At 51.6% G+C, this 14,196-nt stretch carries 14 protein-coding genes and 2 tRNA genes; 9 read left to right on the top strand and 7 right to left on the bottom strand.

Annotated features, from left to right (window positions below; genetic code table 11):
- Nucleotides 1-28: 28 nt before the first annotated feature.
- The gene (locus ACWI0H_RS12300) at nt 29-931 is read right to left on the bottom strand and encodes a GGDEF domain-containing protein (RefSeq protein ID WP_350359348.1); all 903 of its coding nucleotides are present in this window, start codon (nt 929-931) and stop codon (nt 29-31) included.
- Between the two features lie 266 nt (nt 932-1,197).
- Here ACWI0H_RS12300 and cobA point away from each other — a divergent pair, with 266 nt between their 5' ends.
- From cobA to dcd, 4 genes are all read left to right on the top strand, one after another.
- Complete coding sequence (cobA, locus tag ACWI0H_RS12295; protein ID WP_485873568.1) at nt 1,198-1,998, top strand: uroporphyrinogen-III C-methyltransferase; 801 nt, start codon at nt 1,198-1,200, stop codon at nt 1,996-1,998.
- A gap of 186 nt (nt 1,999-2,184) precedes the next feature.
- Complete coding sequence (locus tag ACWI0H_RS12290; protein ID WP_485873567.1) at nt 2,185-3,474, top strand: coiled-coil domain-containing protein; 1,290 nt, start codon at nt 2,185-2,187, stop codon at nt 3,472-3,474.
- Between the two features lie 151 nt (nt 3,475-3,625).
- The gene (apbC, locus tag ACWI0H_RS12285; protein ID WP_485873566.1) at nt 3,626-4,426 is read left to right on the top strand and encodes an iron-sulfur cluster carrier protein ApbC; all 801 of its coding nucleotides are present in this window, start codon (nt 3,626-3,628) and stop codon (nt 4,424-4,426) included.
- An 11-nt stretch (nt 4,427-4,437) separates the two neighbouring features.
- Nucleotides 4,438-5,004, top strand: coding sequence for a dCTP deaminase (dcd, locus tag ACWI0H_RS12280; protein ID WP_101145440.1), 567 nt, complete (start codon nt 4,438-4,440; stop codon nt 5,002-5,004).
- 88 nt (nt 5,005-5,092) lie between these two features.
- Here dcd and purN read toward each other — a convergent pair whose 3' ends face one another.
- Nucleotides 5,093-5,842, bottom strand: coding sequence for a phosphoribosylglycinamide formyltransferase (gene purN / locus ACWI0H_RS12275; RefSeq protein ID WP_101145439.1), 750 nt, complete (start codon nt 5,840-5,842; stop codon nt 5,093-5,095).
- Nucleotides 5,839-6,906: a phosphoribosylformylglycinamidine cyclo-ligase gene (gene purM, locus ACWI0H_RS12270; protein ID WP_101145438.1), complete on the bottom strand. Its 1,068-nt coding sequence runs from the start codon at nt 6,904-6,906 to the stop codon at nt 5,839-5,841. Before purM ends, purN begins: the two co-directional genes overlap by 4 nt.
- A 226-nt stretch (nt 6,907-7,132) precedes the next feature.
- On the opposite strand from purM, the gene ACWI0H_RS12265 reads away from it, so the two are divergent.
- Both ACWI0H_RS12265 and hda read left to right on the top strand, forming a co-directional pair.
- A complete protein-coding gene (locus tag ACWI0H_RS12265) occupies nt 7,133-8,278 on the top strand; it encodes an AI-2E family transporter (protein ID WP_176303708.1) in 1,146 nt (381 codons plus the stop codon).
- Nucleotides 8,275-8,982 carry a DnaA regulatory inactivator Hda gene (gene hda / locus ACWI0H_RS12260; RefSeq protein WP_485873565.1) on the top strand — a complete coding sequence of 236 codons (708 nt, stop codon included), beginning with the start codon at nt 8,275-8,277 and terminating at the stop codon, nt 8,980-8,982. The genes ACWI0H_RS12265 and hda overlap by 4 nt, the downstream gene beginning before the upstream one ends.
- Before the next feature lie 121 nt (nt 8,983-9,103).
- On the opposite strand, the gene ACWI0H_RS12255 is transcribed toward hda, so the two are convergent.
- Nucleotides 9,104-9,478 carry a phasin family protein gene (locus tag ACWI0H_RS12255; RefSeq protein ID WP_485873564.1) on the bottom strand — a complete coding sequence of 125 codons (375 nt, stop codon included), beginning with the start codon at nt 9,476-9,478 and terminating at the stop codon, nt 9,104-9,106.
- Nucleotides 9,479-9,785: 307 nt separating this feature from the next.
- On the opposite strand from ACWI0H_RS12255, the gene ACWI0H_RS12250 reads away from it, so the two are divergent.
- On the top strand, nt 9,786-11,162 hold the full coding sequence (locus ACWI0H_RS12250) for a class II fumarate hydratase (RefSeq protein ID WP_485873563.1): 1,377 nt from the start codon (nt 9,786-9,788) through the stop codon (nt 11,160-11,162).
- A 21-nt stretch (nt 11,163-11,183) separates the two neighbouring features.
- On the opposite strand, the gene ACWI0H_RS12245 is transcribed toward ACWI0H_RS12250, so the two are convergent.
- A complete protein-coding gene (locus ACWI0H_RS12245) occupies nt 11,184-12,254 on the bottom strand; it encodes an endonuclease/exonuclease/phosphatase family protein (RefSeq protein ID WP_485873562.1) in 1,071 nt (356 codons plus the stop codon).
- A gap of 216 nt (nt 12,255-12,470) precedes the next feature.
- Between ACWI0H_RS12245 and ACWI0H_RS12240 the strand changes: the two genes are divergently transcribed.
- A tRNA-Val gene (locus tag ACWI0H_RS12240) sits at nt 12,471-12,547 on the top strand.
- A gap of 23 nt (nt 12,548-12,570) precedes the next feature.
- Nucleotides 12,571-12,647 (top strand) — tRNA-Val (locus ACWI0H_RS12235).
- A gap of 75 nt (nt 12,648-12,722) precedes the next feature.
- On the opposite strand, the gene ACWI0H_RS12230 is transcribed toward ACWI0H_RS12235, so the two are convergent.
- Complete coding sequence (locus ACWI0H_RS12230) at nt 12,723-13,202, bottom strand: GAF domain-containing protein (RefSeq protein ID WP_485873561.1); 480 nt, start codon at nt 13,200-13,202, stop codon at nt 12,723-12,725.
- Nucleotides 13,203-13,302: 100 nt separating this feature from the next.
- The gene (locus ACWI0H_RS12225) at nt 13,303-14,094 is read right to left on the bottom strand and encodes a MetQ/NlpA family ABC transporter substrate-binding protein (RefSeq protein WP_008956223.1); all 792 of its coding nucleotides are present in this window, start codon (nt 14,092-14,094) and stop codon (nt 13,303-13,305) included.
- Nucleotides 14,095-14,196: the final 102 nt, after the last annotated feature.

Here is a 14,196-nt window from a genome sequence, read left to right as displayed (position 1 = left end):
TTTTGCTCCTCTAGCGGGGTGTTTCTTACTAGCGTAGAAGGCAAACGCAGTCGCGACCAATATCCTTGGCGTTATACAGCGCCTGGTCGGCCCGTTCGATCAAACTCGTAAGAGGCTCGCCACAACGAAATTCGGCAATTCCGATGCTTAGCGTTACCTGGCCAGCGCCCATGCCGAAGTCGTACACACTGATGGCATGGCGTATTCGGTCGGCAAGTGTATGGCAATGCTGCAGCGATGTGAGCGGCAGCACGACCATAAACTCTTCTCCGCCCAGGCGGGCGATCATGTCTTCACAGCGCAGTAGTGACTGCGCTTGTGTCGCCAACTGTTTGAGCACGTCATCACCGTGCAAATGGCCCCAGCGGTCGTTAAGGCGTTTAAAATGATCGATATCGATCATCATGATGGAGAGCGGCGTGCCATGGCGGGTGCTAAGTGAGGCTATATTAGTTAAATGCACCATCAATTTGCGCCGATTGGGTAACTCTGTGAGCGGGTCTGTATCGCATAGCTTGCGAAGCCGCTGCTCCTCGGAGACCTGGTCGCTAATGTCCATCATTATGCCGTTCCACTGCACTCCATCCACGACCGTCTTTGGTCGTGCGCTCACCGCAATCCAGTGAGGTTTTTCTTTCGGGAACGGTAGTAGAAAGCGGGTCGTCAGCGGCAGCATCCAGCGTGCTGAACGTTCGATCGCTGACATGATTTTGGGGTGATCATTGCCCGTTAATTGCTCAACCAACTCACCAGCATTTTGTGCGAGCAGGTCTCGGTCAATATGTTTGAGAGCCACACCGCCACCCTCTATATAGGGGAAGCGCATATGACCGTTACGAGCGCGGTGTAATTGAAAGATGACGCCAGGAATGTGGGGTATCAAGTGGTCAGCGCTGATTCGCTGGGGTGCGTCTATATCATTCACGGGCATGCGTGAATCTCCAAGCATATGCCAATTTAATTTTGGTCGTGAAGATTAGCGCTATTTACGTAATCAGTATGTAAGTAATTTCAGGCAATATGGTTAAAATTTATATTTTTTAAGAATATACATATTATTTTATAAAATATAAAAAGTTGAATTCTAAGCAATAGTCGATGCGTTATTGGCATTTAGTGATAAAATTAATTACTTTTTTGCATATTAAAAAACTTTTTTATTCCTGAGGTGGTTTCTTGGAAGAAGCACGAGAGCAAATGTCTCGCTCATATGGCTTGGTCAGTTTAGTGGGGGCAGGCCCCGGCGATCCCGAGCTATTAACGCTCAAAGCATATAAGCGGCTGCAGTCTGCTGAAGTCGTGCTATATGACCGCTTAGTCAGCGATGAGATTGTTGCGTTTATACCCGCGCAAGCGAAGCGTTTTTATGTCGGCAAAGCGCGCTCGCAGCACAGCGTTCCTCAAGATGGTATTAACCAAGCGCTAGTAAAATGGGCGCAGCAAGGTAAGCGCGTTGTTCGCCTCAAAGGCGGCGATCCGTTTATTTTTGGCCGCGGAGGCGAAGAGCTTGAGGCCCTGGTGGCGGCGCACATTAGTGTGGAAGTTATACCGGGAGTAACCGCGGCATCGGGCTGTGCGGCGTATGCGGGAATACCGCTGACCCATCGCGATCATGCCCAGTCGGTGCGCTTTGTGACCGGACATTTGCAGCAAGGCGAGTGTGATCTTGATTGGGATGCGCTCGCGCGGCCTGGGCAAACGTTGGTTTTTTACATGGGGTTGGGTAGCGTAAATGTGATTAGCCAGGCGTTGATTAAGCACGGCTTAGCGCCGGAAACACCGCTTGCCTTGATTGAGCAAGGAACAACGCGCCAACAGCAAACTCATATTGGGTGTTTGTCAGCGCTTCCAGCTACTTTCTTGGCGGGCCACATTAAACCGCCTACGCTGCTAATAGTGGGAAGTGTGGTGTCGCTGCACACGACGCTCAGTTGGTTTGATGTGCACAATGGACAAGCATCAGGCTTCTATGAGGGTAAACACCCCCCTTCAGCTTAACGTGATTTATCATAGAGGGTGGTGGTAACGTTACAGCAACATTTATATACGATTGTTACTAACAGACTGGCTAGATACAGTGAGCTGTGTATGCTGAAAGGGAGAACATCCACGGCTAGCGCATTACAAATGCAATTGATTACGTTAGCTTGGCCAACGTTAGCTTAGACCAAAGAGGAACGCATAATGTCAGAAACAAATAATACGGATCACCCGACACCGGCCAACAAGCCGGAGCCAGCCAAAAAGACAGAGCCGGCTAAAAAGACGGATATGAAAACTCTCTTTCAAGATAACCGAGTAAAAGCGATTGCAGGGATCGCTGCTATTGCGGTTGTCTGGGCGATTATGGCGCAGTCTAACGCAGGCTCTCGCCAGGATCGCGTCGATAGCTTAGAAGAGCAGCTCGCTAGCGTTGAGCAAGAAAACAGCCAAATGAGCCAGCGCATTAGCGAAATAGAGGAAGCTGAAACCAATTTAGCCGCGCTGCAAGAGGAAATGGCGTCTCTTGAGGCTCAGCAGCAAGAGGCCAATTCTTCGCTCGAGAGTGCTCAAACCAATGTCAGCGATGTGCAGTCGCGGTTAGAAGAACTTGAATCCGAGCGAAATGCGCTAGAAGAAGAAATCGCCTCTCTTAATGAGCAGATAGAGAGCGCTGACAGTGAGATGAGCGCGCTGCGTGAAGAGCGCGACGAGATCATCAGCACTCGCGATGAGGCGGAAAGTACTCTCCAGCAAGTTGAAGAAGCGCGTTCTAGCGCTGAAGAAGCTCGTCAGGAGGCTGAAGCCGCCCGTCAAGAAGCCGAGGAGCAGCGCCAACAAGCGGTTGAAGAGCTGGGCAGCATGGAAGAGGAGCTGTCAGGGCTAGAAGAGCAGATTAGCCAGTCAAATGAACAGCTAAGCGGTTTAGAAGAGGAAATCTCAACTGCCCAAAGCGAGCTTGATGAACTAAAAAGCGAGCGTGATTCCATCACTAGCGAACGCGATGAGCTGCAAAATGAAGTGGATTCGCTAACGGCGCTTCGCGAAGAGGAAGAGCAGAGCTTGAGCGACGTGCGCACCGAGCTCGATGACGTCATGGTCGCTTTAGAGATGGGCCGTGAGGAAGTGTCGAGCGTTGAGAATGATATTGAAGAGCGTGAGAGCCAACTAGAGCGCTTAGAGAGTCAGCTTGGTGAATGGCGCGATGAGCTTTCCACACTAGACAGCCGTTTGGCCGACGCTGAGGAGTCTGCTGGTGAAGCCACTTCTTCTTCCCAGAGCAGCGGTTCAGAAAGTGGCTCGTCAGAAAGCGGTTCGTCTGAAGACAGCTCTTCAGACGACGGCGCTTCAGACGATGGCTCTTCAAATAGTGGTTCTTCAAATGACAGCTCTGCACAAGAGAATTCGTCAGAAGAAGCGTCTAGCAATGGCGATGAGAGCGCCAACGATAGCGATAGTGGTAGTGAGGAAGCACAGCAAAACGCTGCTGGCTAATAGTGAAAAGCGGTAACGCTGTAGACTAGCAACACGAGAGCGGATGTCGGGCAACCGGCATCCGCTTTTTGTTTGCTGGTTTATGATTGAGCCCCCGAGGAGTATCATCCACTCAACGTTAATTAAGTGCCTAAATGAGGAGTGCCATTGAATGGATGGGGTTAAACATATTATTGCAGTGGCATCGGGTAAAGGCGGCGTGGGTAAATCCACGGTCACGGTGAACTTGGCGTTAGCATTGTCGGCGCAAGGGTATCGCGTGGGTGTTCTTGATGCGGATATTTACGGACCCAGCCAGGCACAGATGCTCGGCGTGAAAGAAGGTGTTCGTCCTCAGGCGGCGGACAATAATAAGTTTCTGCCGCTAGAGGCACACGGTCTACAAGCGATGTCGATGGCGTTTATGGTCAACACCCGCGAGCCGATGGTATGGCGTGGTCCGATGGTCGTGGGTGCGTTTCAACAGATGCTGACGCAGACCCAGTGGGACAATCTCGACTTTCTGCTGATCGACATGCCGCCAGGCACCGGTGATATCCAACTGACGCTGGCGCAGAAAGTGCCGGTGGCAGGCGCTGTGATCGTCACAACGCCCCAGGATATTGCGCTGTTAGATGCCCGCAAAGGGATTGAGATGTTCCGCAAGGTCAACGTCCCGGTGCTCGGCGTGGTAGAAAACATGAGCCTTTACCATTGTGAAAATTGCGGCCATGAAGCGGCTATTTTTGGAACCGGTGGCGGCGACAGCATTGCTCAAGAGTACGACACCCAAGTACTTGGAAGACTGCCGCTGACGCTATCTATTCGCGAATTGACGGATTCAGGTCGCCCGAGCGTCATATCTGAACCAGAGGGTGCGGTTAGCCAGACCTTTGCTGCTATCGCCCAAAAAGTAGCCGAAGCGGTTAATGCCAACCAAGGCGATGGCCCCACTATTTCTTTTAGCGAGTGATGAAGTAACACATGAGTATCAAATCTGATAACTGGATTCGTCGCATGGCCAAAAGCGACGCGATGATTGAGCCTTTTGAAGCCGAACAGGTGCGCTATGTGAACGACCAGCGCGTTATTTCCTACGGTACTTCAAGCTATGGCTATGACGTGCGTTGTGCTGATGAATTCAAAGTCTTCACCAATATTCACTCAGCGATTGTGGATCCGAAGGCGTTTGATGAAAAAAGCTTCGTCGATATTAAGGGCGATGTGTGCATTATTCCGCCGAACTCATTTGCACTGGCGCGCACGGTTGAGTACTTCCGTATCCCGCGTAATGTGCTGACGATCTGCCTGGGTAAATCCACCTACGCGCGCTGCGGTATTATTGTTAACGTAACGCCGCTGGAGCCTGAGTGGGAAGGCCACGTTACCTTAGAGTTCTCTAACACCACCAATCTGCCCGCGAAAATCTATGCCCATGAGGGCGTCGCGCAGATGCTGTTCTTGGAGTCTGATGAGGTTTGCGAAACGTCATATAAAGATCGGGGCGGAAAATATATGGGCCAGCGCGGGGTTACGCTACCGCGTACCTAGTCCTGCGAAATGCATTGCCAAAAAAAGCGCCTTACGGTTTTGCCGTAAGGCGCTTTTTGCTGCTTGCTGTGACGATATCAGTCTAGCCTTACGACTCTTCGTCAAACTCCTCATCAAGCTCTTCAGCCGCATCGGCGTGGGAGAGGCGCATCCCGTGTTCTGGTAGTAGGTGGCCATCCATTTTGGCACCTTCTGGACTGAACTGGAGCCTGCCTTCTAAAAACCACTGCACGGCAATGGGATAAAGCAGGTGCTCGCGAGAGCGCACCTTCTCTTGCAGTGTTTCCACCGTATCGTCAGCGCTGACCTGAAGCTCGGCCTGGAGTACTACGGGGCCCCCGTCCAGCTCTTCGGTGACGAAATGAACGCTACAACCATGACTTGTAACGCCGTCTGCCAGGGCGCGGGCATGGGTGTTTAAGCCTTGGTAAGAAGGGAGCAACGAAGGATGAATGTTTAGCATACGGCCCAAAAAGCGTTGTACAAAGCGAGGTGTCAATATACGCATGAAGCCCGCCAGAACGATAAGGTCCGGCTCATGGCGCTCAATGACCTTGATCAGGGCGCCGTCGTAGGCTTCACGGCTATCATATTCGCGATGGGGCAGTGCCACCGCTTCAATACCTGCTTCGTGGGCACGTTTTAAACCATAGGCATCAGCGATATTGGAGATGACGGCAACAATTTCGCCACCTCCTAAACGGTCGTGGGATTGGGCATCAATTAACGCCTGCAGGTTGCTGCCATTGCCTGAAACCAGCACCACGATGCGACGCGCGCCTAGTGGGTCTGGGACCACATCTCTAATGGTATCGCTTTGATAATCCGTATTGGTCATGCCGAGAGGTTCTCCAAAATAACGGCTTCCTCTTGGCGCTCAACGATCTGTCCTAGGCGGTAAACAGTTTCGCCTTCGGCTTCCAAGTGAGCTGTTGCCTGCTCAGCTTGCTGTTGGGAGACCACGACAACCATGCCAATACCGCAATTAAGCACACGATGCATTTCGGTTTCATTGACATTGCCCTGGGCCTGGAGCCAATCGAACACGGCAGGGCGCTCCCAGCTGGCAATATCAATATGCGCCGCGAGATTATCAGGCAGTACGCGGGGAATATTTTCAAGCAGCCCGCCACCGGTAATATGCGATAGGGCATGTACCGCAATATCGCTGCCGCGCATTAAAGAGAGCAGAGATTTTACATAGATGCGAGTAGGCGCCATTAGCGCATCACCGAGAGACTTGCCGTCAATGTCTGTGTCTAGCGAAGCGTTGCTGACGTCGAGTATTTTACGAATCAGCGAGTAACCGTTGGAGTGAGGTCCTGATGATGCCAGCCCCAGAATCACGTCGCCTTCGGCCACTTTACTACCATCTAAGATGTCTGCTTTTTCAACAACACCGACGCAAAAGCCAGCTAAATCGTAATCGCTGCCTTTGTACATGCCCGGCATTTCCGCGGTTTCGCCGCCTACTAGAGCGCATCCAGCCAGCTCGCAGCCAGCACCAATACCGGTGACAACATCAGCGGCAATATCCACATCGAGCTTGCCCGTGGCATAGTAGTCAAGAAACAGTAGCGGTTCGGCACCCGCCACGATCAAATCGTTGACACACATAGCGACTAAATCAATACCAATCGTGTCGTGTTTGCCAAGATCCATCGCTAGGCGCAGTTTGGTGCCGACGCCATCGGTTCCCGAGACTAAAACGGGTTGCCGATAGCCTGCTGGAATTTCACACAGCGCGCCAAAACCGCCCAGCCCGCCCATTACTTCTGGGCGAGTAGTGCGTTTGGCAACGTGTTTGATGCGGTCAACCAGGGCATTACCGGCATCAATATCGACGCCTGCGTCCTTATAGCTGAGGGAAGGAGTAGCCGAAGAAGAGGAGGTCTCGGTCATGACAGATCCTGTGAAGCAATTAGCGGTGCTGGTAGTGCTGGCGACAAGGCCAGAGCTGGGCTTAACTTTGGCGGATTGTAACACTCAGCGGCCCAGGTCGCACCGCTGTGACACATGATGAAAAGCATACGAGCAGCTTTTGTTCATATGCGGCATAGTAGTGGTAAGTAAAAATAGTAGCGTTTAATGAAAATAGTTGGATTAAATCCACGTTTGAGAGGGAACTATGCGGAATTCTTGGTGGGGTGTCCTGTTTTTAGTGGTGATCGGCGGTTTGATTTATTTGCTAGATGCAGTACTGATGCCTTTTATTGCTGGGATGATTCTCGCTTATCTGGCCGATCCGCTAGCGGACCAGTTCCAACGCTGGGGAATGAATCGCCTATTAGCGGTGAGTGGCGTATTTTTGGTGTTACTCATCGTTCTCGTCGTCAGTTTACTCATATTAATTCCACTGTTGGTGCAACAGCTTAAACAGCTGGGAGAGGCTATTCCGAGCGTCTTCAACTGGGTAGAAAATATACTCGCTCCGCAAGTTCAGGAGTGGACTGGCTACGATGTAACGACAGAATTAACCAATGTCAGAGAAACACTGGCCGAAAATTGGCGTGATGCAGGAGGATATTTAGCCCAGGCATTAGGCCAAATTGGCCGTTCCGGTATGGCGTTTGTATCCTGGATTACCTATGTGGCGCTGATCCCCGTTGTGACCTTTTATTTGCTTCTGGATTGGGATCGGCTGCTCGATAACATTGCCAACCTGATTCCGCGTCAGTGGGCAGATGATACTTTTCGCTTGGCGCGCCGCTGCGATGAAGTGCTCTCCTCGTTCTTGCGCGGACAGCTGTTAGTCATGCTGTGTTTAGGGATTATTTACGCGGTTGGTTTGACGTTGATGGGGCTGAATTTTGGTCTACTCATTGGTTTTGTGTCGGGTCTGGTCAGTATCGTGCCGTTCTTGGGCTTTATTGTTGGCTTAATCATCGCCCTCGTTGTAGCTCTTTTTCAATTCGCGACTTGGTGGGCAGTATTGGGCGTTATCCTGGTATTCAGTATTGGTCAAATGGCAGAGAGCGTCATTCTGCAACCTAAGTTATTAGGCGATAAAATTGGCCTTCACCCGGTTGCGGTTATATTCGCCGTGTTGGCAGGCGGCAACCTGTTTGGATTGACAGGCGTATTGCTAGCACTGCCGGTGGCAGCGGTTATTCTGGTGCTACTGAAAGAGGTTAAAGTTCGCTATCAGCACAGTGAGCTGTACGACGAAAATAACACCGACAAACATAACAGTATCATTGAAGTCAGTTCTTCATACCATGATGAGCCGAACCGTGATGAGCAACGTCGTAAAGATTTAGGGGAGTCCCCATGAGCCGAGTACCGGCACAGCTTCCACTAGGAATTGGGCTGCGTGACGATGCTACTTTCGATAACTATTACGCGGCGCGAGCGAACGCGCCGCTGTTAGAGCACATTACCCAGCAGTTAAACCCCGAGGGTGAACAGTTTCTTTACCTCTGGGGGGCGCCGGGCGTTGGCCGTAGCCATCTGCTCCAAGCAGCCTGTCATGCCGCATCGGATGCTGATAAGCGTGCGCTCTATTTGCCGCTGGGTGATTTAGGCCATTTTCCGCCGTTAATGCTCGAAGACATTGAGCGCTTAGATCTCGTGGCGATTGACGATCTGGAGTGCGTGATTGGACGTAAACGCTGGGAGGAGGCGCTATTTCACGCCTTTAATCGGCTGCGTGATGCCGGTAAAAAACTGGTGATCACGGCAAGCGCCTCGCCCCGCCAGTTAAATGTGGTACTGCCCGATTTGGCCTCGCGTTTGACTTGGGGGGTAACCTTCCATGTGCACCCATTAGAGAACGATGAAGAGCGTTTGGCAGCTTTAAAGCTGCGCGCCAGCGTGAGAGGAATGCAGCTACCCGATGACGTCGGGCGCTATATTTTGCATCGCGGCCCGCGTGAGCTAGGTGAGTTGTGTCGCGCTGTGGAAACACTCGATAAAGCGTCTTTATCGGCCAAGCGCAAACTAACCATTCCGTTTGTGAAATCTGCACTCAATTGGTGAAGTCATTGTTAAAACGCACTGCTAAGGCTGTAACCAAAACGCCACCGCTGGCAGAGCCAGCGGTGGCGTTTATTGCCGCTGCGCTTAAAAGCGCATGCGGCCCACGTAAACCTTTTTGAGTTTAGGCAGTTTTCGTCATTTTGCTAGCGGCAGTTTGCGCCTGCTTGACGTTATCTTCAGTAATCTTTTGGCTTTTCTGCATAAAGTCCTGCTGTAGCGATACAACTTTATCTGCGTCGCCTTTAGCGCGCTCGGCTAGGTCTTTAGCAACTTTCTGCTGGCCTTCCATGTAACTACGCAGACCTTCTGCATCTTTGACATCCATCATCTGGCGCATCTGCGCAACGCCTGTGTCGAAATATGCTTTGCTGGCATCCATTTGAGCATTGACCATTTTTTCGCTGTAATCGATGCTTAATGCCATATAAGCGCGTACTGGCGCCATAAACATGTTGTCAAATTGCTGAGTCATTTCGTTAGTGTTTAAAGTACGCATCGTCATACCCTCCTGGGTCTAGTCTTGCCAAAAGCAGCTATCCAGAGGTTGGCGCTGCTTATTGATTGGGTAGCTTTTTAAGCTATCTTGCGATGCAGCATAGCAACTGTTTTTGTGCAGTGCAACATCTGGCTTTAGGCATCTTAGAATAGAGGCAAATAAGTGTATGTGGGCAAGGTCATGTTTACCCGCATGGCCCAGCCAGCTAGCTTAAAGGGAGTCGATGCAGTTTTATGCTGGCGAACGAAAGAGAGAGTATGCGCTCAGATAAGCAGCACTATTAATCTCACTGATGGGAGTAAGAGCAATGGCAACACGGATGGAACGCGACAGCATGGGCGAACTGGAAGTGCCTTTCGATGCCCTCTACGGCGCGCAGACACAGCGGGCAATCAATAACTTTCCTGTTTCCCATACGCCTATGCCGACCGCTTTTATTCATGCGGTCACCCGCATCAAACTAGCCGCAGCACGCGCAAACCAAACCCTGGGAGGGTTAGATAGCGCACGTGGCGAAGCTATCCAAAAAGCGGCTCGTGACGTATTAACCGGCAAGCATGACCAGCATTTCCCCATCGATGTTTTTCAAACCGGTTCGGGCACTTCCACCAATATGAACGTCAACGAGGTGTTGGCGACCTTAGCGAGCCGTGAGGGCGTTGAGGTAACCCCGAACGATCACGTTAATATGGGGCAGTCGAGTAATGATGTAATCCCAACGGCAATCCATCTTTCGGCGGCCATTGCCGTTCACGAATCGCTGCGTCCAGCCCTTGTTCATCTGCGCGATACTATTGATCAGCGCGCGAGCGAACTAAGCCATGTGGTAAAAACCGGCCGTACGCATCTTATGGACGCTATGCCGCTGCGCATGGATCAAGAGCTAGGCGCCTGGTCGAGCCAGATTAATCAGGCCGTAGAGCGTTTTGACAGCGCAATGAAGAGGCTCTGCAGATTAGCGCAAGGCGGGACCGCTGTAGGTACCGGTGTTAACGCGCCAGCCGGTTTTGCTGAGCAGGTTGCTCAAGAGCTTAGTGAACAGACCGGGTTAATGTTCACACCCAATGACAGCTTTTTTGCCAGCCTTTCGTCACAAGATGCGGCGGTAGAGCTGTCGGGGCAACTGAAAGGGCTCGCCTGTGTAATCATGAAAATTGCCAATGATTTGCGCTGGATGAACTCTGGCCCACTGGCAGGGCTTGGGGAAATTGAACTTGAGGCACTGCAGCCCGGTAGCTCCATTATGCCAGGCAAAGTTAATCCGGTGATTCCAGAATCAGCCGCTCAAGCTGCCGCGCAAGTGATAGGCCTGGATACGGCCATTACGGTTGCCGGGCAAAGCGGTAATTTTCAGTTGAACGTGATGTTGCCGCTGGTCGCTTCCAATCTGCTTACCTCCATTAGCCTGATGAGTAATACTGCCCGGCTGCTAGCGGATAGAGCAATTGCGACCTTTAAAGTGCGTGAAGAGAATGTAAAAGGCCCGCTAGCAAAAAATCCTATTTTGGTAACGGCATTAAATGGCGTGATTGGTTATAACGCTGCCGCGGCGATTGCTAAAGAAGCTTATCAAGCCGGGCGGGCGATTATTGATGTCGCCGAGGAGAGGACCGACCTGGATCGCGAAACGTTAGAGCGGTTGCTAGACCCAACCGTGCTTACCCAGGGAGGCGTCCCCGAGTAAGCAATGCAAGTAAGCCAGCGATCAGGTCTCTTGTTTTTCAATTTTACCTTCTTGGATTGTTTCGCTGGCCTCACTTCGCTCTTCCGTACTGGCCTCTGGGGTTTCTGCTTCATTTTTGCGCGAAGGGCGATAGCAAAACGTTGCCAACATAGGAAAATGATCAGAACCGAAATATTTCAGCCGCTGCATACCCACCAGCGTGAAGTGTTCGGTCACAAAAATATGGTCCAGAGGCCAGCGCAATATCGGGTATTTGGCGTGGAAGGTGCTGAACAACCCGCGTCCTCGGCGTGGGTCGAGCATGCCGCCAACACGACAAAACAGGCGTGTTGTGCGTGACCATGCCACGTCGTTGAGGTCGCCAGCGACTAGCGTCGGTTGGGGGTCTTCATGAATACGTTTGCCTACCAACAATAGCTCTGCATCGCGCCAAAGGGATTTTTCACTCTCGCTGGGTGCTGGCGGGCGAGGGTGCAGGGCAAATAGGCGAATAGAGTCGCCGTTAGCCAGTGTTACTCTGGTATGAATAGACGGGATGTCATCTTGAATCAACCATTCGACGGAAGTGTCGGTAAGCTCAAGATGAGAATAGAGGTGCATGCCGTAAAGGTTGTCTAGCGGGATTTTAACGCTATTGGGCCATTGCTCAGCTAACGCGGGATCCAATTGGTCTTGCCACCACTGGTCAGACTCTAGCGTTAATACGATGTCAGGCTGGTGCTGTTTGATCATATCAATTAACGGTTGAGCTTGCCGGTTAGGCGTCAGCACGTTAGCAATCAGCAGGGTAATGGTTTTATCGTCGTCGTTACTCTTCGCTGTTTTAACCTGTATAGGCCATAGGCGAGTGAAAGGCATAATGTAGTAGCCTTGAATCAGAAAAGTGATGCCTGACGCAAGTAGTGTTACCCACTGCCATGCCCCCCCTTCCAGCAGGACAGCAGCTAAAAGCCAGGTGATTAGCGCCAGACAAGCAATCTGCAAGCGTGGAAATTCAAAGCTGCGGATCCACCACCAGTGTAATTCTATGCGCGCAATCAGTGTCGCTATTAATAACACGATGGCTATGCTTCCTAGCAAAATACCCAGCATGATCAATCACCCTTAATGAATATCAAGAATATTAAAATACCCAGCCTAGCGCTATAAGGATTATAAAGATAGAAATGCGCTATAAATGACGACCTGTATCCCGTTGAGCAGCTCAAGGCGCATTCGTTAGTGGTGTAAAATAGCTTGCAATTCAGTGATGAATGCGTAAAATACGCATCCGTTGCTTAGCTAGCGCCATCTGTTTCAGCGCGCAATAGGACCATAGCTCAGTTGGTTAGAGCGCCACGTTGACATCGTGGAGGTCGGCGGTTCAAATCCGCCTGGTCCTACCAGTCGCTAGCCAGCCCCAATTTCTAGGACCATAGCTCAGTTGGTTAGAGCGCCACGTTGACATCGTGGAGGTCGGCGGTTCAAATCCGCCTGGTCCTACCAGCTATTATCAAAACACCCCGGCATTTATTGCTCGGGGTGTTTTCGTATGGGCGTTGTTAGCGTTTTATGAAGCCGCTAGCGTTCAATTAAGTCGGGCAGCTCTGTCTGACGTATAAAGGTGGCGACTAGGGCTTCAATGCCTGCTTGGTCTTGTGAGGTAAAGCGCGCATGGAGAGGGCTGTCCAGATCAAGAACCCCCCAAAGAGTGCCGTTGGCCACAATGGGTACTACCAGCTCGGAGCGTGAGTTGGCGTCGCAGGCAATATGGTCAGCCACCGCATGCACATCGTCGACTCGCTGGGTGATTTGCTGGCGTGCAGCGGCACCGCATACGCCTTTGCTGAATGGGATCGGGTGGCAGGCAGGCTGCCCTTGGAACGGGCCCAGGCCCAAGACGTCAGGCTGGCGCTGGAGATAAAAGCCGACCCAGTTAAGGTCGCTGAGCTGCTGCTGAATAAAAGCACACGTTTGGGCGCTGTTGGTGAGCCAGTCACGCGTGTCAAGCAGCGCTTCGAGCTGGCGATTGAGGAGTGGATAGTCAACGTTGTTTTGCATGAGACCTCTCTTGCTACTAACGCATCAGGCCGACACTTTTTGCATAGAGGTGCCTATGCGTGTCGGCCTGATGTCATCTATTGATGGCTAATTTGCGGTTTTACTCGGTCCAGCCAGGTACCGCAGCACCTTTAAATAGCTCTTCCGCTTTTTCAATCACTTCATCACGCTGATAAGCGTCGACCAGTTGGCGAATCTCTTCGCGCTCTTCGTCACCGCCACGTACGGCGATCAAGTTAACATACGGAGATTCAGGGCCTTCTTTGATCAAGGCGTCGTCCAGGCTCAGGCCCGCAGGCTGCGCGAAGGTATTATTGATGAACGCCATATCGACATCAGGCAGTACGCGAGGAAGCTGGGCAGCCTCAATTTCGCGGAAACGGAAGTCGCGGGGATTTTCAGCGATATCAATAGGTGTTGATTCCAGAAACTCTGGGTCGTTAAGGGTGATCAGTCCTTCGTTGTGCATCAGGATCAACGCGCGGCCTTCGTTGGAAGGATCGTTGGGCAGCGCGATTTGTGCACCGTCAGGTAGATCGTCGATGCTGTCGTATTTTTCTGAGTAAGCGCCGATTGGGTAAACGAAGGTGTAACCAGCAATTGCCAGGTCATAGCCGCGATCTTCTACCATCGACTGCAAGTAGGGCTCGTGCTGGTAGGCGTTGGCATCCAGGCTGCCGTCGGCCAGAGCAGCATTGGGCGTGACGTAATCAGTGAACTCAATGATTTCGACATCCAGGTCATACTCTTCTTTGGCAATGCGCGCTGCCACTTCCATTACCTCGGTTTCAGGGCCGGCAACGGTACCCATCTTGATGCTGCGCGTTTCAGCGTTAGCGACGTTAACCGCAAGGGCTAATGCGGTAAGACTACCAATAATGAGTTTTTGCATGAGGTCTCTCCAGTAACGTTGTACGTAATGGTTCAATGATGCGGTAATAAGAAGCAGTTGTCTAATGCGTTTTGGTTATATTGGATTACTCCGTTGGCCGCT

Source organism: Halomonas sp. NYA30 (genome assembly GCF_976980765.1).
This window is presented reverse-complemented; position numbering and strand designations above follow the sequence as displayed.

Excerpts from the sequence above, each read along its gene's own strand:
- cobA (WP_485873568.1), top strand. The coding sequence starts at position 1,198 with ATGTCTCGCTCATATGGCTTGGTCAGTTTAGTGGGGGCAGGCCCCGGC.
- ACWI0H_RS12230 (WP_485873561.1), bottom strand. The coding sequence starts at position 13,202 with ATGCAAAACAACGTTGACTATCCACTCCTCAATCGCCAGCTCGAAGCG.
- apbC (WP_485873566.1), top strand. The coding sequence starts at position 3,626 with ATGGATGGGGTTAAACATATTATTGCAGTGGCATCGGGTAAAGGCGGC.
- hda (WP_485873565.1), top strand. The coding sequence starts at position 8,275 with ATGAGCCGAGTACCGGCACAGCTTCCACTAGGAATTGGGCTGCGTGAC.
- purM (WP_101145438.1), bottom strand. The coding sequence starts at position 6,906 with ATGACCGAGACCTCCTCTTCTTCGGCTACTCCTTCCCTCAGCTATAAG.
- dcd (WP_101145440.1), top strand. The coding sequence starts at position 4,438 with ATGAGTATCAAATCTGATAACTGGATTCGTCGCATGGCCAAAAGCGAC.
- purN (WP_101145439.1), bottom strand. The coding sequence starts at position 5,842 with ATGACCAATACGGATTATCAAAGCGATACCATTAGAGATGTGGTCCCA.
- ACWI0H_RS12225 (WP_008956223.1), bottom strand. The coding sequence starts at position 14,094 with ATGCAAAAACTCATTATTGGTAGTCTTACCGCATTAGCCCTTGCGGTT.
- ACWI0H_RS12290 (WP_485873567.1), top strand. The coding sequence starts at position 2,185 with ATGTCAGAAACAAATAATACGGATCACCCGACACCGGCCAACAAGCCG.
- ACWI0H_RS12300 (WP_350359348.1), bottom strand. The coding sequence starts at position 931 with ATGCCCGTGAATGATATAGACGCACCCCAGCGAATCAGCGCTGACCAC.
- ACWI0H_RS12245 (WP_485873562.1), bottom strand. The coding sequence starts at position 12,254 with ATGCTGGGTATTTTGCTAGGAAGCATAGCCATCGTGTTATTAATAGCG.
- ACWI0H_RS12265 (WP_176303708.1), top strand. The coding sequence starts at position 7,133 with ATGCGGAATTCTTGGTGGGGTGTCCTGTTTTTAGTGGTGATCGGCGGT.
- ACWI0H_RS12255 (WP_485873564.1), bottom strand. The coding sequence starts at position 9,478 with ATGCGTACTTTAAACACTAACGAAATGACTCAGCAATTTGACAACATG.
- ACWI0H_RS12250 (WP_485873563.1), top strand. The coding sequence starts at position 9,786 with ATGGCAACACGGATGGAACGCGACAGCATGGGCGAACTGGAAGTGCCT.